Raw genomic sequence first — 18,588 nt, forward strand, 5'->3', positions numbered from 1 at the left:
CAAGAAATCGAAATTTTATGCCAAAATTCGAAACAAGCTCTTATTCAGCCCTGCCAAAAAGTTGAAAAGCTGTTAAACGGTCTCTTTTGGACGGTAGTGTTTTTTAACCAGATCCTGCCAGGACGCTTTCAGATTATCCTTGGTGCTGGTGCCTTTCTGTGCAAAATGCAGCCAGTAACCGTAAGTGGTCGAAGGGGCATAGTCGAGCAGGGATTCTTCGAAAAAGCTAGCCCCGGCAAGGTAATGAATGTTCTCCTCCTGCATGAAATACGCGGCTAGAATTTCCCGGTATTCGTAAGGCAGGTTGCCCTCTGTCTTCAATGCGGTGAGTAAGTCATCGATCACCGGATGTCTGCTTCCCTTGGAGACGCATTTTTGTAGCTGCCGTGCACTGGACACGAGGTCGTTATCGGGGTCGAGATTCTTGAAGAAGATATTCGGATACTTCTTGAGCATAAAACGGAAGTAGTCGCGCCATAGCAGACGCAGGATGAGCCGGTCGTATTTCTTCTTGTTTGAAGCCGTATACCGCTCTTTTATTCTGTGGTAATAATACGCCGGGGATACAGCGCCTAAGGCGATGTACGGGGATATGAGGTTGTAGTCGTCCATATCGTCGTAGTCTGGCGCTAACGTTGTTTCTATGGTCTGCAATGCAGAAGCCTCGCCTCCGGGTAGTAAAGACGCACCGCCCTGTGCGATGCTATCGGCTTCAGCGTCGCTATAGCCAAGCTCGCTCAGTGTTGGTATGTCCGTTGCCTCAAGGTGCGGGTGTGTAATAAACGGAGCAACCGGCGGTATAACAGGCCGGACAAAACTTTCTTTTTCGACCTTTTTCTTGAAGGCACTGAAAGCATCCGGAATGTCACGGATGGGAAAGGGAAGATCCTCTTTATGATAAAGCGTGTGTCCGATGAAGTGCTTTAGGTTGATTTTTTCCTGCCAAAGCACAGCCTCTACCAGTTCGGAAATTTTAGTCTCCCTGTTTGCGACTTCCCGATGATGGTAAACCTCTGTGACATCATATTTAGCACAGAGCGTGCCGATTAAGTCTTCAGGTTTACCCTGGAAAACCAGCAGATCGGCCCCCATATCCTGTAGTGTCTTCTTAAAGTGTCTTACGGATTCCAGGAGAAAGCGGGCTCGGAGTATGCCCGTGTTCTTAAATCCCAGCCGGTTTTCACCGAAATAACGTGGGTCAAAGAAGTAGACGGGAATAACAATGTCTCCTTTATTAACGGCCTCCGACAAAATTTCGTTGTCATGAATACGTAGATCATTTCGGAACCATACTAAAATCACCTTTTTCATTCAAATAATTTGTTTTTTAATGGTGATGAAACTTGCATAAATTATTTTATGCTTCTCTATAGGTTAATTTATACAGGCTTCATCAAAAAAACTTTCGCAGAGGCGTTAATAAATATCACAAATATAATGTAAACTATCCACTATCTGGGTTGGGGGAGACATGTTAGCCCTCTTTTGACAAAGTATAGACAATCGCCCCCGCCACCTACACCGGTCGGGGCTATGGGTCAGCTAAAGTATATCGCCGGTTGGCTTTTTTTCACTTCTCCATTGCCGATGCAATCCGAAGGTCCCTCATATTCTAGTTAGGTGATTGGGCTCTCGTTTGTAACAATTATATTTTCACCGAACATTCGGAAGAGTCTTCTGTTATTTGTTATTGAATTTCCTCTTATAAATAAGTCTTCAATAGTGGAGGAGAGCAAGAGGTCCATTTTATATTCATTACATTTTATATAAAATGAATTATTTAGGTTTGAATGCGACTGTGTGTTTATGAACGTATTAATTAGTGGGCTCAATAACTATGTCGGGCGGCGGAGCGTTAGTCTGATGGCGGAAAAGGGTTTTGGAGTGTTCGCAATAACGCGTAATCTTAAATTATTTGAATCCCGTCTATTCGAACCTTTGCGGGCGAAGGTGTATGAACTCGATCTTATCCGGGGTAGCGTAGATTATGATTTTTATATTCCTGATCTTCGGGCTTCTTTTTATTTCACACAGGTGCCTACGTTACAGGATGTCGTGAACCTGAAACTGGAGCTGTTGTCATTGAGGAATTTTATACAGCTGCTGTCTAGGATGAATTGCAGGCGTCTAGTCTATGTAGCAGGGCTGGTAGACCGGGACGAGATTCAACCGATTCTGGATCTGTTGGAGGAGTTCAATATGGACTACACTGTCGTGTTAAAGAATAGTGTCTTGGGAAGAGATGCGCTATTGGACAGAGTTTTTCGAAGTATCGCAGAGCGACGTTTTATATTGTACTCCAAGCAATATGCCGGCCGGTCGTTTCAGCCTATCGGCGTGCGCGATTTTGTGCGGTGGCTGAAGCGGATGTTGGATGTTCCCGCGTTTCACTATAAAGTGCTGGAGGTCGGCGGTGGCGAGATTATCTCGTTTATGAAGCTTTTTGATCTTTACCGTTCATTCCATCTTATCAAGTCGGGACAACGGATCATCAATGTGCCACGTTGGCTGGTTAAATTTCTGTATAGCCGTAAGCTCGATATCAGCAGTACAGACTATGCCGAGCTGACCACGGTAATCCGCTCGGACTATAGGGTCGAAAATGGATGGCAGACGGATATGCCTTTCGAGTTTTCGTCTATACAAACTGCACTGCTGGCCGACAATATGTCAAGGACATAGCGTCCTCTACGGGAGGCGCGTCTTCTCGTGGTCGGCGGTTAGAATTCAGGCTAGCATCGTCTAACGTTCTAACTTATCTCACCATACAAGAAGCGCTCAACAACTTAACGTTTTCACACCGGTACGGATATACAACTTTACGTCTTCACAACTTTCGGCCGTTATTAAGTACATCTGAAAGGTTATAATAATATATGTGTTCTACGGTCCGGCTCCGACGGGAAGGCGGCGACCGTCTCCAGAATTTGTCGGAGATCCTTTTATACCAGACTAATTCTCCTATTTTTGTGGTTGGTATAGCCTATTGTGCGTTGGGCCTCAAAAACCATCCGTGTAATCTGCGTTTGGCACCGCCTGTGCTATTCTTAGCCCGCGCGGGAGGACAGTCGGGGTGCGCAGGATCGTAGCCCGACGCCGTGATACGCAATGGCTGGATAGTATAATATTTTTTTAAGCATGGGATACAAAAGTTTGGCGGCCTGTGTGGCTGACCTTGAGCGGCATGGCCATCTGGTACGTATTAAGGAGGAGGTCGACCCTTATCTGGAGATGGCTGCAATACATATGCGGGTGTTTGATGTGGAAGGGCCGGCATTGTTTTTTGAAAATATTAAAGGCTCCAGGTTTCCGGCAGTTTCGAATCTCTTCGGAACGCTCGACCGTTCAAAGTTCATGTTCCGGGATACGTTAGATCATGTCAAGCGATTGGTGGATGTTAAGATGGATCCATTGTCTGTGCTTAAAAAGCCGTTGACGTATGCCGGATCCTCTATGGTTGCGTTAGGTGCGCTGCCTTGGCGAAGGAAAGCCGGAGCGCCTATTCTATATGGGAGAACGAAAATATCGGAACTGCCTCAGATTGTGAACTGGCCCATGGACGGTGGTGCTTTTGTGACTATGCCACAGGTGTATACGGAAGATGTGACGCGTCCTGGAATTATGAAGGCGAACCTTGGAATGTACCGTATCCAGCTTTCGGGAAACGATTACGTGCAGAACGAAGAAATAGGGCTGCACTACCAGCTACATCGGGGGATCGGTGTACACCAGACGCGGGCGAACGCCGCCGGAAAGCCGTTGAAAGTGAGTGTCTTCGTGGGAGGTCCGCCGGCACACCCCTTGTCGGCAGTGATGCCGCTCCCCGAGGGGCTGTCGGAAGCTATTTTCGCCGGCGCGTTGGGAAATCGGCGTTTCCGTTATTTCTATGATGAAGAGGGGTTCTGTATATCGGCGGATGCAGATTTTGTTATTACGGGCACGGTCTATCCGCAAGAAAACAAACCGGAAGGTCCGTTCGGAGATCATATAGGGTACTATAGCTTGGTGCATCCCTTTCCGCTGATGAAAGTCCACAAGGTATATCACCGCAAAGACCCGATCTGGTCGTTTACCGTGGTGGGACGTCCGCCGCAGGAAGATACCAGTTTTGGAGCTCTCATTCATGAGATTACCGGAAGTGCGATCCCCCAGCAGATCAACGGTCTTCACTCGGTCCACGCTGTTGACGCGGCAGGAGTGCATCCTCTACTTTTTGCGATCGGGAGCGAGCGCTATACGCCATATCAGCGGATAAGCAGGCCACAGGAGGTGTTAACAATTGCTAACCAGATCCTGGGTACCAATCAGCTGAGTTTAGCGAAATACTTGTTCATTTCGGCTTATCAGGATGATCCGTCGCTTGATATTCACGACATTCCTGCTTTTCTTACACATATCCTTGAGCGGATAGATCTGTCAAGGGATCTGCATTTTATGACGAATACGACGATCGACACGTTAGACTACTCCGGCGATGGGCTCAATACGGGGTCTAAGGTAGTGTTGGCAGCCGTCGGTGACAAGAAGCGGGAGCTAAGACGGGAGCTTTCCGGCGGGTGGGCATTGCCGCGGCCGTTTGCGCAAGGGAAGTTAATATTGCCGGGGATCGTTGTTGTGGATGGGCGGCCGTTTACTGGCTACGACGAAGAGGCGTCTGTCATCGCTTCGTGGGCAGCGTCTTTAGATAAGGGTGCCTTGGACGGGTTGCAGATGATCGTGCTGGTGGACGACGCGCATTTCGCTGCGGCGTCGATCAATAATTTTGTGTGGGTTACTTTTACACGGAGCAACCCTTCGCACGATATACATGGCGTGGATAGTTTTATCACCTTTAAACACTGGGGCTGCAACGGGCCGCTCATCATCGATGCCCGTCGTAAACCTCATCACGCGCCCGACCTTGTCAAGGACGAAAGCGTGGAACGTAAGGTTGACCGACTGGGCGCAAAGGGAGGGTCGTTATACGGCATCATATAAGAGACGGCCGCGCTGTCGGGCTGGGTAGGGGCGAACCGCGGTGGTTGGGCTTGTCTTGTTTAATGAATTTTTGTTTTTGATGTTGAAATGTTAACTTAATGTTTCTTTTGTTGTTTTTTTTGCAACAAAAATTGTAAAAAATTATGAATTTAATTTTTTAATACCTTTCTTTGTTTAGTAATTGATATTAAACGTAGAGAACAGTATTAAAATTTAAATTTATGTGTGGAATTGTCGGTGCTTTTGAATTGAAGCCCTCCTCCCCGGAGACCCTAAGGCTACAGGTTTTGGAGATGTCTAAACGTATTAGACATCGAGGACCGGACTGGTCGGGTATTTTTACAAGTGAGAAATCTATTTTAGCACATGAGCGTCTGGCGATCGTCGATCCTAAATCCGGAAGCCAGCCACTTTTTAGTCCGGACGGGAAAGTGGTGCTGGCCGTTAATGGCGAGGTGTATAATCATCAACAATTAAGAAATACATTACCTAACTACCAATTTGCTACCCAATCGGATTCCGAAGTTATTCTCGCCTTGTATTTAGAAAAAGGGCCATCGTTCATTGAGGATTTGAACGGTATTTTTGGCTTTGCATTATACGACGGCAGAGATGACACTTTTCTGGTTGCGCGGGACCATATGGGGATTATCCCTCTTTATTATGGAAAAGACGAGCATGGTCAATTCTTCGTCGCGTCGGAGTTGAAGTCTCTAGAAGGCTTTTGTGTCGACATTGAACAGTTTCCTCCGGGGCACTACGTGTATAGTAAAGGGGGACTTACGCCGCAAAGGTGGTATACGCGCGACTGGGAGTCGTACGATGTTGTAAAAGATGCGGAAACCGATATCGCTAAGTTGCGGCAAGCGTTGGAAGAAGCTGTGCAGCGGCAGCTGATGTCGGATGTGCCGTACGGCGTGCTGCTGTCGGGTGGACTTGACTCGTCGGTGATTGCTGCTGTTACCAAAAAATTCGCATCTAAACGTATAGAAAGCGGAGGAAAGGAAGAGGCGTGGTATCCGCAGCTACATTCCTTTGCGGTAGGGTTAAAAGGGGCGCCCGACCTGATCGCAGCGAAGAAGGCTGCCGACCATATCGGTACGATCCATCACGAGATCAACTTTACGATTCAGGAGGGGTTGGATGCTGTCCGTGATGTTATTTATCACCTGGAGACCTACGATGTTACCACTGTCCGGGCGTCTACGCCGATGTATTTACTGGCGCGTGTCATCAAGTCGATGGGAATCAAGATGGTGTTGTCGGGCGAGGGGTCGGACGAGCTATTTGGGGGGTATCTTTACTTTCATAAAGCGCCAAATGCACAGGAATTTCATGAAGAGACCGTCCGTAAGCTAAAGAAGCTATATCTGTACGATTGTTTGCGTGCGAATAAATCATTGGCCGCGTGGGGAGTCGAGGGACGAGTGCCTTTTCTGGATAAAGAGTTCATGGATGTGGCGATGACCATCAATCCCGCTGACAAGATGATCAAAGATGGACGTATGGAGAAGTGGGTCGTTCGGAAGGCTTTCGAAGATTATCTACCTGAAAGTATAGCCTGGCGACAAAAAGAGCAGTTTTCGGATGGTGTAGGGTATAGCTGGATTGATACGCTGAAGGAGCAGGCTGAGAACCGCGTGTCTGATGTCGAATTTGAGACTGCGGCCGCCCGTTTTCCAGTTAATACACCCAAGAACAAGGAAGAGTTCTATTACCGGACAATTTTTGAGTCGTATTTTCCGTCGGACGCGGCTGCCCGGACCGTACCTTCCGTTAAGTCGGTGGCCTGCAGTACACCCGAGGCGCTGGCCTGGGACGCTTCTTTCCAGAATCTGAATGACCCTTCTGGCCGTGCCGTGGCCAGCGTGCACAACGAAAGCTACGAAAAAGCGAAAGAGACGACCGTTTAGATTGTAGTATCCGGTAAAGCCGACAGTGAATGCCGGTACCGGTCAGTAATAGGCCTATCATGGCGAGCGTGGGCGGACCATGATAGGCTCCATTGTTCCTTCAGGTGTGAAGTATCCTGATCGGGCCGAAGGATGGATAGAGGAGCTAAGGCTCCTTTTTTAGTTATATCCGCAGCGCCCCGACGGAGTGCTATAGACTTTAGTGCCTCATACATTACAGCGGTCTGATCCATATGCGGCGGAAGTCTACCAAATCGCCATGGTCCTGTAAAACAATAGGTCCGGCCCCGTGTGCCTTCATCTTCGGTAATCCTATGTATTCTGTTGTTCCTTCGATCTGGGTGTTGTTCTGTACGAGGACGCCGTTATGTAATACCGTAACCGTGCCCTTGCTGATCAGCATGCCGTCTTTATTAAAGCGCGGCGCTCTGTAGATAATATCATAGCGGTGCCACTTGTCCTCGCCGGCTCTAACCTCTACAAGTGGTGGACGCTGTTTATATATACTTCCTGCCTGCCCGTTTACGTATGTGGGGTTGTCGTTGTTGTCTAGAACCTGGATTTCGTACAGCCCCTGCAGAAAGATGCCGCTGTTTCCGCGGCCTTGTCCTTCACCTTTAACGACCTCGGGGCTTCTCCATTCGACGTGCAGCTGAAAGTCCTCAAACTGCTGTTTGGTCTGTATGGCGCCTGTGCCTGGCTTCACGGTTAGGATGTTGTCCCGGACGGTCCAAGGGGCTGCCTGCTCAGGGTGTTCGCTGCTTACCCATTGCTGTAGTCCGCTGCCGTCAAAAAGGATGAGCGCGTCGCTTGGTATTTCGTTACGGAGCATCACCACGGGCGGCTTAGGCGAGTAAAACTCCGTGTCCTCCGGTTTGAATGTAGTCTGTGCCGTTCCTGCCAGAGATAAGGCTAGGAGGGCGGCTATACTTCCTAGTTGTTTCTTCATATGTAGTGTGTTTGATCTTCGCTTGTTTGTCGTCAGCAATTTACTAATATTATAAGTAAAATTGAGCATTCCTATTTTGTGATTTGGCCTTTCCGTATTTAGATTTGATCAGACCCGGATATTTCCTATGTTTGTGTATGGGTACAATCACGCAGGAGATCGCGCTTCGCGATGTTCGTTTTTTTTCGCCTATAGGTTATTTCGAGGAAGAACGGATTTTGGGGAATGAGTTTTACGTGGATGTGTATGTCCGTTTCCCTTTTCGTCATGTTGATACGGAAGAGCTGTCGAATACCATCAATTATGGGGAGCTCTACAGTTTGCTGTGCGACGTGATGCAGAAAGAACGCAAACTTTTAGAATCTGCTGCCCAGGAGATTCTTTCTAAGATTCAGGGTAAGTACTCTTTCATTGATGAAGCGCGGGTGGCTATCCGCAAGACGACGCCTCCTTTTGGTCATGATCAGGTTCATGCGGAGGTTTCCCTTAGCTATAAGCGATAGTGGACTGTCATTTTGTCTTTATATCCCGATTTTTAGCGACAGTTTGTCTTGTTTTTATTTGTATTACATTCCGGTACGCCGTTTGATTAATGGCAAGTGTACGTAACAATAGAAAAATAGGAGGATATAGATATGACATTAATCAAATTTCCAAGCAGAACTATCAATTCAGATGCGGTTAACCCGTATGTTAACAGCTTCTTTGACAACTTCTTCAACGATTCTTTTATAACGGATCGTCTGATAACCCGTGTCCCAGCGGTCAATATCGCGGAAACGGATAAAGCATTTAAAATTGAGCTTGCGGCTCCCGGGCTGCAGAAATCAGATTTTAAAATCAACGTCGACAAAAACATGATTACGATTTCTGCTGAAAAGAAAGAGGAGAAGAATGAAGAAGATAAGCTGTACAGCAAGAAAGAGTTTAGTTACAGCTCGTTTACACGTTCGTTCTCGCTTCCGGATACGGTCAACTACAACGACATCGAAGCTGAATACGTAGATGGCGTATTGCTGGTGACAGTCGGCAAGAAAGAGGAAGCCATTGTGGCCAAGCGACTTATTGAGGTTAAATAAGAAAAGAGCGTGTATTGGTTTAAAGTGGATAAAGCGTCCCTGCACTTCTGCGGGGGCGCTTTATCTTTTTATTGACCGGTTATTGCGGCCTGGGCAAATACATCACCAAACTTAGCAAATGTCTCGTTGGCTACCTCGGCAGCACGGGAATGGGTTGCCGGATCTTCACCGTACCTGTTCAGCACGTCCGTGAAGACAGTCCACATTTTCCCGGTTTCTTCCCCGTAGCCGGAAAAAAAAGAGGTGCCCGCACTGATGCCGTATTTGTTAAGCATCTGCACAATGTAAGGACCGCCCATAATAGAGCCTTCCAGGACATATAGGGCGCTTAACGCTTCTAAGATGTTGTTTACAGCCGGTACGGCCGGTTCTGGCAGATCCTCCACCTGTCCGCCAAGCTCCTCGATGTCCGTTTTAATATACGATGAATTGCGACGGTTGGCGTAATCGGGCAGTACATCCGCACTAATATAAGGAGCGACGTTTCTTTCTACCGCGCGGAAATAAGCGTAAAAGTTTTTTAATACAGCGGCGTAGTCTGCATTTGAGCGGATCGACTTTAATTGCCGCACGACCACACCTTCTAAGGTTTGGTGTGCCTCTTTTGTGTTTTCTTTAATATATTGACTTAACATCATGTGTGTTCTATTTTATTTTTAAAACGGTTATTTACAAAGATTCTTATTTATCACGGAATTTGTATGCTGCGTTTCGCTCTTTCGTATATGAAAAACGATATTTTTTCATTGTCCCACGGCGCATAATTTGAAATCGCCGAACTGGATCTTATATTTGCCGTACTGATTTATTATATAGACGTCTCGGCACGACTATTCACAAAAGCCTCCTCGGGTAGATCCGAAGGAGGCTTTTTATTGCGTTAAGTCTGGCGCTACCACATGGGGCTCTGGACTGCTCAGTGCGTTCAGAAATGCGACTATGGCCTGCTGCTCATCCGAGGTTAGTTGTAACGGACGTATATGTGGGGAAAGCCTGCCGTTTATTCTTTGGCGTCCCGTGTGGGGCATGCCGCGGTTAAGCAGATCGATGACCTCTTCGAGCGTACCAATCTCGCCATTGTGCCAGTAGGGCGCCGTATTGGCAACATTCCGTAACCCCGGCGTACGGAATTTTCCTTTGTCGGCTTCTAAGCCCGTGGCTTCTTGGCAACCATTGTCCAGGCTTCCTCGATAATTGGTTGCATAACCTAGATTATGGTAGTCCAAATCCGTAAAGAACGGCCCATTGTGGCAGTTGATACACTTGGCTTTGGTGCGGAAGAGATGCAGGCCCTCGATCTGCTGATCGGTCAGCGCGTTATAGTCGCCACGCACGAAACGGTCGAAGGCGGTCTCGCTGCTATGAATACTTTTGATATACACCTCCAATGCATCCAAGATGCGTTCTCTGGTGATGGTGCTGCTGCCATAAGCAGCCTCAAACAAAGCTATATAGCCGGGAATCTGCGATAGCCGCCACGGAATGATGTTCAGGTCGCCATCCATCTCAATAGGCGATTCAATGGCTTCCGTAATCTGATCGGCATAGGTCGTTGCCCTGCCGTCATGAAAAAGATGGCCTTTTAAATACCAGGCATTTTCTATGGAGGGCGTATTGCGCACCCCACCACCAAGAGCTACTTTACGGCCATCTGTCCAGAACTTCGCGGGGTTGTGGCAGGACGAACAGGAATTTTGTATGCTGCCCATACGCTTCTCAAAAAACAGTGTCTTGCCGAGTTGGAGTACGGAAGAGGACGGACCGGTATGCGGGTTGGCGGGCAGCTCTGCCAATTCCCTTTTTATGATGCCGGTGTACCACTCCGCCTCCGGACATTCGGTGATGGCTGTGCTGTATTTCTCCCGGGTACTGCGTAGATCCACGGGTACTGGTTCCGGTGCAGGCTCTTCCCGGTCGGCTACGGGCGACTTGGAGCAGCTGCCCAACAGCAGTAGCAGAATGTATAAGCCATATCTGTTTTTGGTATACTTCACGAACCTTTATTTCAACCCGTGCTTATTCGATGGTCATTTGTTGTCCTATGACGGACTTGTTACCGGCCGTTAGGTTAAACCAAACAGATCCGGTATTTATGCCGGCAGGGATCGTGATCTGTATTTCCGCTGCATTCACAAACTTAACGTTTGGATCGAACTCAACGGCACTATTGTCACTATAATAAAACATCTGAGCCGTAAAGTCGGCATTCTGGTAAAATTTTAAGGCTTGCTCCTCGGTGAAGTAAAGCGACAAGACCTGTCCTGGGGTAAGCGTCGACGGTAGCCTTGTTTTGTCTAACAGCGCGGCTAGGTTGGGAGCATTTAAGTGCATCCGTTCTGGAGCCGTCAGTGTATACCTGCCCGTCACGACTTTGAGTTCGTAGTAGCCGGTGTCCAATGGGGTCGATAGTGGAATAAAGGGCTGAATGACGGAATTCGTTAATTGACGAAACTCCGTTAATTCGTGTTCTTGGCCGTTTGCGATTATGTAGACTTTCGTACGCTCGGCATCGGGTACAAAGTAATCGCCTAATATGCTAAACGTGCTGTTGATATAAATCTCGGTACTCGGGATGTGTAGGTATGGAATAGGCTGTCCGCCTTCAGGACGCAGCGTATAGGTCTTTTTGCTGCCGTCCTGCGCTGTTACGGTATAGGCGGTTGCCGCGCTATAAGGCACAGCTTCGCCCGATGCAGGAGATATGGTTGCACCCTCGGACAGGGTGATAACAGGACGGATGGTTTCGGGTTCTTCTTCCAGGGGTGTCCAGTAGATGATAATCTCCGCATCTTTAATAACTGCCCGTAGTGGTTGGCCGTGCGCATCTTCGATGGTGAACGTTTCTATTTCGGCATAAGGTAAGTCGGGATACTCTGTTTTGCATGCGCTAAACAGTATTGTGCAGCCAATCGCTATAGCCAAATATGTTTTGTATAATGTATTCATATTTATGGTTCTCAAAAAATCGATAATAAGTAGAGGATTTCCTCCGCGGTCTGCCAACGTGCTTCGCGGAGGAAATCCTCAATTCACTTTATAGTTGGTTCACGTTAATCGTAACGGTACCTTGTATGGTTAATGGATTTTGGGTGACAATAGAAGCTGTCGCCGAACCCAAGGTAAATGCCCATACGGTGTTACCACCGTCATTGCTGACCAGCATCACCACACCTGGAATCGGAGTTGCTACTTGATTCTCATAGGTATACCATACATCTTCCCCTACGGCACCGCTTAGCGGCGTTGCATTACCCCAATTTGAAGCCGTAACTGAACAAATATCAGCACCGGTCAGTATTCTTAATTCAGCATTGCCGTTGGCAGCTACGGCGGCATTGGCATGCTCGGTGAAGATAAGTTGCCCACTCGGAATACTGCTCTGTGATGCCGATCCGTTCCCCAGAGTTACGTAAACATTTCCAAAGGAGGAAGGGTTAAAAGGGCTGCCGACATTGCCGGTGACACTGTATGAGTAGCCACAGGAAATAGCGGTTACTTTAGCAGGTGTTAACGGTTGAATAACGGCTGGGTTGTTGTCTTTCGCATATGAAGATAAGCTGAGCAAGGCTGCCGCTGCGACAGCCAGGCTTGATTTGAGGATGTTTTTCATACTCGTTTTTTTAATTTTTGTGTTATCAAATACTAATTTATTATATAGACATCTCTTATCGGAGATAAGCACGTGGCTATTTGGGGCTGACATTCATGTATGTCCTTTCGGAAGTTGCCGGCCAGTCCTTATACATCGTTTCAAAGATCAAAATGGAGGTCGGCATTCCCACCGGAAAGTCGTCGGGTATTTTTAGGGTAATGCTCTCCATGTCGTATTTCACGATCGATAAATCATAGACCTTTCCGGTCTCGGTGTCTGTCGCCTTGACCGATGTAGGGTCTAATATCAGATACTGTGGTGTCGCCTTAAAAACGACCTCTCCGCCTTGTTGCGCTGCCGTACCAGCCGCATAGTTGATCCTGGGCGCCCGGTATTGTATATTGACTGGATCTGCCAGCGTGGCCCGATGGCCCAGAAAATCGATCTGTACATCGTTGTATCCGGTGTCAACGTCCTTCGGAATCGGGATGCTGGATAAACTGTATTTATAATTCTCGCCAGTGACCGGACTAAGAGCGGCTCTTTCAGCGCGGGTATTGAGCTGTACCTCTTTCCCGGTACGACGGGAAGTCAGCCTAACATCTACTAACGCTATATTATTGCTGTAAAAATTTCCATAAATCGTCGGCAAGACCTGCAGCGGATAAGCGCTCGGCTGCGTTGCAGGGTAGTTGTATATGCCCCAGACGACTTCCAGTTGTGGTGTATTCTGCGGAACGATCTGCAGCTTATACGTATTGGTGGTGCCGTCTGCCGCAATCACGGTATAGGTTTGACCTTTGGTGTCCACCGGGATGGGTTGGATGGCTTCCTGTAGTTTCGCTCCGGGAGATACTTTGATGTCGGCATCTATCAGTTCCAGTCCTAGGTAAAATGGTACATAGAGTGTAATGGTTCCTTCGTTTTGGTCGATAGCTCCGTAAAGGCTGGTTCCCGTGGGTACGTTGTCTACCCGGTATTCCAATATTTTGTCCTGCGGAAGAGGAGCGAGATCTTCCTCTTTGGTACAGGAAGCCAATACGAGCCCGATAAACAGGATGCTGAGGTAAGTAAATGTTTTATTCATCATGGGTCTATTGTTTTTTTCTGCATTAAGATTTTTATTGTTTACTGTGTCACTTCAAACTTGGTGCTTCCTTTTTTAGCCAGCACATAATCGAAAGAGAAGTAAGGTTTCTCGTCGTTCCGCTTCCACGTATCGCGCTCCAGTTTATTTTTATAAAGGCTACGCATCCGTACTTTGGCATAGTTGCCGCGAGCGGTGCGGACAATCACTGTACGTGGGCTAACGGTTTTCTTTTCGCCGTTGGGCAGCGTGATGTCGAGCGGTTCGTCAAGTGCGTAGGCAATATGCGCGTTGTCATATGCGCCGTCGCGTACCCGCGTGCCGCCAAAATCGTACAGATACCAGCCTATGGCATCAGACATATCGCCGTTGATATCAGGGCCAACGACATTACGCTGGATCTTGAACTCCGCGTCCGCGGGGATATCCACCACCTCATCAAAACTTTTTTCGACGATCATAATACCGCCTACGCCAGGGCCATTCAGTCCATAATTGGGAGAAACCCCGGTGCCGTTTCCATTGTTCCCGGCGAGGTAGGATCGGTATATACCAGCGAAGGACAGATCCCAGCGGTTGGTTCTGCGGTGAGAAACATCGGCAGGCTTATTTTCTTCCATACTATAATAAATTGGATCCTGATCGCTGTCAGGCGCGCTTCCGACTGGCAGATCCTCGCCGAAGTTGCGGACTTCAATCAAGCGGTTAAACATAGTTTCGGGGATAGCTGGTTCTGGCTCCGGTGCAGGATCACTTTTGCTACATCTGCCGAAGACTACGACAAAGAGCAAGGATAAAGCAATCATCAATAGTTTTTTCATTTTCAATATGATTACGGTGTTGTTATTTAAATTGATTCTAAACAAAGTTAAGATGGGAGTCTATTAAGTCGTGTATGCAAAACGGTAAATCATGTCTGCAAAGTGTTTTTTATCTATACTTATTCTAAAGTCTAGCGGGTATACAGGATTTTCCTTGCTCTAACTCTATTTAAATCCCTGATAATCAACAGAGTAGTATACATAGTTATCGGAAGCAGATTCTTTATTAGGTGTCTCATTCGAATAGATGCTATTGATACGGAATTTAAATAGCAGTGCACCGTCCTTGGAGACGATAAGGGTGCGGTTAGCTATAGGCAAGATATGGTGTACGGACATGTCGTAATTAGACCATCCAATGGTTCCCTCTGGTGAAAATGGGGTTACTATTCCTACTTTGTTATCGGGGGCCGCTGTAAAGTTATCAGCTGCAGTAACAGATTCGAAGGCTTTATCGATGTACGAAAGGGTGTATCCCCTGCTGGTATTGGAAACAACGTCCATATTGCGCTGCGTGGCGTTAAGCGTTAACATCGCATCTTCTGCCGACACCCCATCATTCTCTTTGAAATTAAAATAAAACTGCGGAGCTACGTTTTCAGTTACCGCCCCATCTTCGCCAATGATAAATTGCCTGAAATTACGGAGGGAGTATACCGCTCCATGTCGGGATATTGTTCCTTCGGTGTTTATGCTGACGGAGACGTCAGCGAGTTTTTTTGTTTCGCCGTCTTTAACCATCACGCGCGCTTGATATTCCTGGTCTACCGGCGCCTCGTCCTTGTCGCAGGAAGTAAATCCAACAATTAGTGTGTATGCCAGTGCGGCAATTTTAAATAGCTTGTTCATGTGAATTTTGAAAATTAAAGGTGTTGACATTATTGTGTTTTCAGATTTTTACTACCGTCCGGCTGCACATAGTAGCGGAAGGTGAAGTAAGGTGCTGGCCAGTTCATATTGGTAACGGCTTCGGGATTGCCTTTATAAGCGTTGATGAGTTGCAGCTTGGCGTATTTACCATCCGGTAGGCGTATGGCGTAAGTGCGGTTGGGTAATGCCTGCATAATATGGGTTTGCAGGCTGTAGCGGAACCAGCCGGACGAGCTTTCGGTACCAGCCCATCCGATTTTGTTTACATCACTGCCATCAAAATCTGCATCCGACGGCGCCTGTGCCACAGTTTCATAAGCCTGACGAAGGAGAACGACGGCCGTGTTTTCTGCTTCCCCCCCATAGCCGGGGTTAAATTCGTGAAATGCGTTGTTTACAAAAATCTCCGAATTGTAGGGGCCGGTGAAGGCTAAATCCCAATCCTTGGTTTTGAGCCATTGCGCTGAATCGGTGGCGTTCCTGATCCATATCTGCCGTTGATCCCTGAACCGGAAAAGAAAAATGTGAAAATTTCGTCTTTCTTTTCCGTCAATGCCGTCGCCCATGGATGCTTCCGTGTCGCCCGCCAGATCATAGATAACGCTACTCTTGCCGTCTTCATACAGGGGTTGGGCATTTTCTTCTTTCCCACAGGAAGCCAGCACCAACACCAGTCCGGGAATTATTTTGCCTAGCAAAATAAAGCTCCGGCATTCATTGATGATTATTTTTAATGTATTCATATCTATATTGTTATTCGTGTGTGTTTATCTTTAGCGACATTCATAAATGGGCCACATTTTTTTGCCTGCTAAGCCAGGTTATCGTGGATGGGGCGCGAGCCGGATTTTCATTCCCGTTTATGGACTTTGCCTATTTTTCGCTGCTTCAAATGAGCTATCTTCCTAGTCCTTCATCCACCGATAGCTTAACCCTCCAAGGATGACCCTTCCTGGCTGTCCGAGCATATACCGGTGGGTGAAATCCAATAGGTTATCTGCGATCAGCCGCAGGGATATTTTTTTGTTCAATAAAGCCTTTTCCAGCGTAACATTGATCAGGGTATGGTAGGGGACAAACCTGTCGCCGTCATCGATAAATTGGTTGCCATTGGTTTCCTGGAAAGGGTATTTCCCACGGATGTTCGCGCGGACGTTGATGCTCGTTTGCCAAGGCCGGTATTCATACATCAATTTCAGATTCGCCATATGGCGAGATCGATCTTCGATGCCCCAATAGTCGGACGGCCTGCTCTGCCGGTATTCCCCGGTACCGGCGTTGTTGTATTGGTTGTAAGGATAATTGCCCGCCCGGATGCTATCTAGGACTCCCAGATCTTTGGCAATGAGGTACTGATAGCCTGCCGACAATTGCAGGTCGCGCGTAGCCTGATAGCTGAAAGAAATCTCTATACCTTTGTTAACTGCTTTCGGCAGATTTCGGTAGGTATATATCTGCGAAATACGCGTTCCCGTTGCGATGTTGACGGAGTTGATCTGGTTGTTGATACGGTGATAGAATACTGAAGCTTCTGCCTGAATTTTCGGTATAGGGTTCCAGATCAGCCCGATATGGTTTGACCAGCTTTTCTCGGCTAAAAGGTTGCCGGCCAGCTGGTTTAACATATAACTGTTCTTATAACTGAGTTCTCCAGCGGCCTCCAGACCATTGACGACTTCTTCAAGACGGTCGTTGCCAACAACAAGATAGTTTGCAGAAGGATTGAAGAACACCTGATAACGCATCTTATAGTCGGGAGCTTTAAATCCGGCGCCTGTCCCGGCTTTTAACAATAGTTTTTCGTTGAGGTGATATTGCAGTCCGAGGCTGGGGCTCACCCGTCCGGGATATACATTTGTCAGATCGTAGCGTAATCCAAGGGTGGCCAAGATGCGGTCCTTAGGACGCCACTCGGTCTGTATATAGGCAAACGCTGTTTGTAGGGAGCGTTTATCGTCGAGGTTCTGGTTGTCCATCAGCTCCATGCTGCCGCCCAAACCGCCAGTAAGTTTCAGGTTGCTGAGTGGGTTGTATGCAAATTGCTGCTCGATACGGTGGTCGTATTGGCCAAAAGCCTCCTCACCTGCTAATACTCCCTGATTAAACCATTGTGCCTGTAGCTCGGTATGAAAACGCGTGAGGTAGTAACGTGTCATACTGCGCAGTCCACTGGCAAAGCTGCGATCATAACTAACACCCATGTTGATGTCCTGATCTTTCTGCCCGTCTTCCAGTGTAAGATCGTTCGACCAGGCATTGTACATTTTGGAATTTCTTGCAGCGTAACGCGCCGTGAGACCTATTGTACCATCCTTGCTTGTACGGTAGCGGAGGCGTCCTTGAAAACTGTAGTTTTCATAAGGAGGAAATGTGGTACTCCCCGTCATGAGATACCCCTTGTCTGTATTGAACCCGTCGGTACGGTAGTAATTGCCCGATACCACCACCGATCCACGTTGGTTTGCAAATGCTGTTTCGCCTTCCAGCGTAGCATCTACGGTATTCAGTGTTCCGTATAGCAGGGACGCTTGCGCCTGTGGGGTTATAGCACCGTGACGCGTCACGATATTGATGGCTCCGCCTAATGCATCGCTGCCGTAAAGACAAGATGAAGCGCCTTTAATAATTTCGATGCGCTCGATGTTGGTAACGGAAATCCGCGAGAGGTCGAAGTTGCCATTATTGCGGCCCAGCATCGGCTGCCCGTCGATGAGCACCATAATATAGTTGCTGCTGAAGCCCTGTATCTGTACGCCGACCGCCCGTGACCCTCCAGCGATATCGTTGACGACTGCCACACCGGTCTGCTCCTTCATTACCTCATCAAGCCGACGACTTCCCATCAGCTCGATCTCGCGGCGGGTGATGATCTTCACCGGCATAGCGGCCTGCTCCACCTGAACAAGATTGTCGACGGCCGTTACTTTGCCCTGCACTTCCACCTGTTCTATCGCATGACCTGTGGCTTCCAACCGGATAGAGAGGACTGTATCGATGCGAGGCACGACTGCCTCCAGATGTTTGGTGGTATATCCCATATGGCGGATCTCCAATTGATAGACTCCTTCGTAAAGTCCGCTGAATTCGAAATAACCATACTGATCCGTTTTATAAACCTTGTTGTCTGGTTTTAGTATAACGGTGGCATGGACGATAGGAAGCTCCATCGCATCACGGACATGGCCTCTTAATTCATGCTCCTGCGCGTTGGTAAAAAATGTAATACAGTTGATGAAAATGACTAACAATATAGTTTTTTGCCGATAATACACAACGCTGTTTATTTGTATTCGTTCTAAA

Annotated in this window: 16 protein-coding genes; 5 read left to right on the plus strand and 11 right to left on the minus strand. The window is 47.8% G+C overall.

All coding sequences use genetic code 11. The features are described from left to right. Nucleotides 1-72: 72 nt before the first annotated feature. A complete protein-coding gene (locus tag BC792_RS02030; RefSeq protein WP_148907324.1) occupies nucleotides 73-1,311 on the minus strand; it encodes a deoxyribodipyrimidine photo-lyase in 1,239 nt (412 codons plus the stop codon). 495 nt (nucleotides 1,312-1,806) lie between these two features. Between BC792_RS02030 and BC792_RS02035 the strand changes: the two genes are divergently transcribed. The 3 genes from BC792_RS02035 to asnB all read left to right on the plus strand — a co-directional run bounded on the left by BC792_RS02035 (nucleotide 1,807) and on the right by asnB (nucleotide 6,890). Beyond that, nucleotides 1,807-2,682, plus strand: coding sequence for an SDR family oxidoreductase (locus BC792_RS02035; protein ID WP_148907325.1), 876 nt, complete (start codon nucleotides 1,807-1,809; stop codon nucleotides 2,680-2,682). A gap of 456 nt (nucleotides 2,683-3,138) precedes the next feature. Then, nucleotides 3,139-4,977, plus strand: coding sequence for a UbiD family decarboxylase (locus BC792_RS02040; protein WP_148907326.1), 1,839 nt, complete (start codon nucleotides 3,139-3,141; stop codon nucleotides 4,975-4,977). 221 nt (nucleotides 4,978-5,198) lie between these two features. Then, a complete protein-coding gene (gene asnB / locus BC792_RS02045) occupies nucleotides 5,199-6,890 on the plus strand; it encodes an asparagine synthase B (RefSeq protein ID WP_148907327.1) in 1,692 nt (563 codons plus the stop codon). A gap of 214 nt (nucleotides 6,891-7,104) precedes the next feature. Here asnB and BC792_RS02050 read toward each other — a convergent pair whose 3' ends face one another. After that, entirely contained in the window at nucleotides 7,105-7,839 is a 735-nt protein-coding gene (locus BC792_RS02050; RefSeq protein WP_148907328.1) for a 3-keto-disaccharide hydrolase, read from the minus strand. A 137-nt stretch (nucleotides 7,840-7,976) separates the two neighbouring features. On the opposite strand from BC792_RS02050, the gene folB reads away from it, so the two are divergent. Together folB and BC792_RS02060 are read left to right on the plus strand one after the other, a co-directional pair. After that, on the plus strand, nucleotides 7,977-8,342 hold the full coding sequence (gene folB / locus BC792_RS02055; protein ID WP_148907329.1) for a dihydroneopterin aldolase: 366 nt from the start codon (nucleotides 7,977-7,979) through the stop codon (nucleotides 8,340-8,342). A gap of 132 nt (nucleotides 8,343-8,474) precedes the next feature. Then, nucleotides 8,475-8,918 (plus strand): Hsp20/alpha crystallin family protein, encoded by a 444-nt coding sequence (locus BC792_RS02060; protein WP_148907330.1) that lies wholly within the window; start codon nucleotides 8,475-8,477, stop codon nucleotides 8,916-8,918. A gap of 68 nt (nucleotides 8,919-8,986) precedes the next feature. On the opposite strand, the gene BC792_RS02065 is transcribed toward BC792_RS02060, so the two are convergent. From BC792_RS02065 to BC792_RS02105, 9 genes are all read right to left on the minus strand, one after another. After that, nucleotides 8,987-9,556, minus strand: coding sequence for a biliverdin-producing heme oxygenase (locus BC792_RS02065; protein ID WP_246154778.1), 570 nt, complete (start codon nucleotides 9,554-9,556; stop codon nucleotides 8,987-8,989). A gap of 234 nt (nucleotides 9,557-9,790) precedes the next feature. After that, the gene (locus BC792_RS02070) at nucleotides 9,791-10,912 is read right to left on the minus strand and encodes a cytochrome-c peroxidase (protein ID WP_246154781.1); all 1,122 of its coding nucleotides are present in this window, start codon (nucleotides 10,910-10,912) and stop codon (nucleotides 9,791-9,793) included. A gap of 22 nt (nucleotides 10,913-10,934) precedes the next feature. Further along, the gene (locus BC792_RS02075; RefSeq protein ID WP_148907331.1) at nucleotides 10,935-11,864 is read right to left on the minus strand and encodes a hypothetical protein; all 930 of its coding nucleotides are present in this window, start codon (nucleotides 11,862-11,864) and stop codon (nucleotides 10,935-10,937) included. Nucleotides 11,865-11,952: 88 nt separating this feature from the next. Next, the gene (locus BC792_RS02080; protein ID WP_148907332.1) at nucleotides 11,953-12,528 is read right to left on the minus strand and encodes a hypothetical protein; all 576 of its coding nucleotides are present in this window, start codon (nucleotides 12,526-12,528) and stop codon (nucleotides 11,953-11,955) included. Between the two features lie 76 nt (nucleotides 12,529-12,604). Next, entirely contained in the window at nucleotides 12,605-13,600 is a 996-nt protein-coding gene (locus BC792_RS02085) for a hypothetical protein (protein WP_148907333.1), read from the minus strand. A 38-nt stretch (nucleotides 13,601-13,638) separates the two neighbouring features. Beyond that, complete coding sequence (locus BC792_RS02090) at nucleotides 13,639-14,418, minus strand: HmuY family protein (RefSeq protein ID WP_148907334.1); 780 nt, start codon at nucleotides 14,416-14,418, stop codon at nucleotides 13,639-13,641. A gap of 165 nt (nucleotides 14,419-14,583) precedes the next feature. Further along, nucleotides 14,584-15,267 carry a hypothetical protein gene (locus BC792_RS02095; protein WP_148907335.1) on the minus strand — a complete coding sequence of 228 codons (684 nt, stop codon included), beginning with the start codon at nucleotides 15,265-15,267 and terminating at the stop codon, nucleotides 14,584-14,586. Between the two features lie 29 nt (nucleotides 15,268-15,296). Next, nucleotides 15,297-16,031, minus strand: coding sequence for an HmuY family protein (locus BC792_RS02100; RefSeq protein ID WP_246154786.1), 735 nt, complete (start codon nucleotides 16,029-16,031; stop codon nucleotides 15,297-15,299). Nucleotides 16,032-16,193: 162 nt separating this feature from the next. Then, entirely contained in the window at nucleotides 16,194-18,536 is a 2,343-nt protein-coding gene (locus tag BC792_RS02105; protein WP_246154787.1) for a TonB-dependent receptor, read from the minus strand. Between the last annotated feature and the right edge of the window lie 52 nt (nucleotides 18,537-18,588).

The sequence above is a fragment of the Sphingobacterium allocomposti genome, assembly GCF_008124885.1.
Lineage (GTDB): Bacteria > Bacteroidota > Bacteroidia > Sphingobacteriales > Sphingobacteriaceae > Sphingobacterium > Sphingobacterium allocomposti.

What these genes read in the sequence shown, in the direction of transcription:
- BC792_RS02080 (WP_148907332.1), bottom strand. Translation starts at nt 12,528, where the DNA reads ATGAAAAACATCCTCAAATCAAGCCTGGCTGTCGCAGCGGCAGCCTTG.
- BC792_RS02090 (WP_148907334.1), bottom strand. Translation starts at nt 14,418, where the DNA reads ATGAAAAAACTATTGATGATTGCTTTATCCTTGCTCTTTGTCGTAGTC.
- BC792_RS02060 (WP_148907330.1), top strand. Translation starts at nt 8,475, where the DNA reads ATGACATTAATCAAATTTCCAAGCAGAACTATCAATTCAGATGCGGTT.
- BC792_RS02100 (WP_246154786.1), bottom strand. Translation starts at nt 16,031, where the DNA reads ATGAATACATTAAAAATAATCATCAATGAATGCCGGAGCTTTATTTTG.
- asnB (WP_148907327.1), top strand. Translation starts at nt 5,199, where the DNA reads ATGTGTGGAATTGTCGGTGCTTTTGAATTGAAGCCCTCCTCCCCGGAG.
- BC792_RS02095 (WP_148907335.1), bottom strand. Translation starts at nt 15,267, where the DNA reads ATGAACAAGCTATTTAAAATTGCCGCACTGGCATACACACTAATTGTT.
- folB (WP_148907329.1), top strand. Translation starts at nt 7,977, where the DNA reads ATGGGTACAATCACGCAGGAGATCGCGCTTCGCGATGTTCGTTTTTTT.
- BC792_RS02050 (WP_148907328.1), bottom strand. Translation starts at nt 7,839, where the DNA reads ATGAAGAAACAACTAGGAAGTATAGCCGCCCTCCTAGCCTTATCTCTG.
- BC792_RS02075 (WP_148907331.1), bottom strand. Translation starts at nt 11,864, where the DNA reads ATGAATACATTATACAAAACATATTTGGCTATAGCGATTGGCTGCACA.
- BC792_RS02040 (WP_148907326.1), top strand. Translation starts at nt 3,139, where the DNA reads ATGGGATACAAAAGTTTGGCGGCCTGTGTGGCTGACCTTGAGCGGCAT.
- BC792_RS02035 (WP_148907325.1), top strand. Translation starts at nt 1,807, where the DNA reads ATGAACGTATTAATTAGTGGGCTCAATAACTATGTCGGGCGGCGGAGC.
- BC792_RS02065 (WP_246154778.1), bottom strand. Translation starts at nt 9,556, where the DNA reads ATGATGTTAAGTCAATATATTAAAGAAAACACAAAAGAGGCACACCAA.
- BC792_RS02085 (WP_148907333.1), bottom strand. Translation starts at nt 13,600, where the DNA reads ATGATGAATAAAACATTTACTTACCTCAGCATCCTGTTTATCGGGCTC.
- BC792_RS02030 (WP_148907324.1), bottom strand. Translation starts at nt 1,311, where the DNA reads ATGAAAAAGGTGATTTTAGTATGGTTCCGAAATGATCTACGTATTCAT.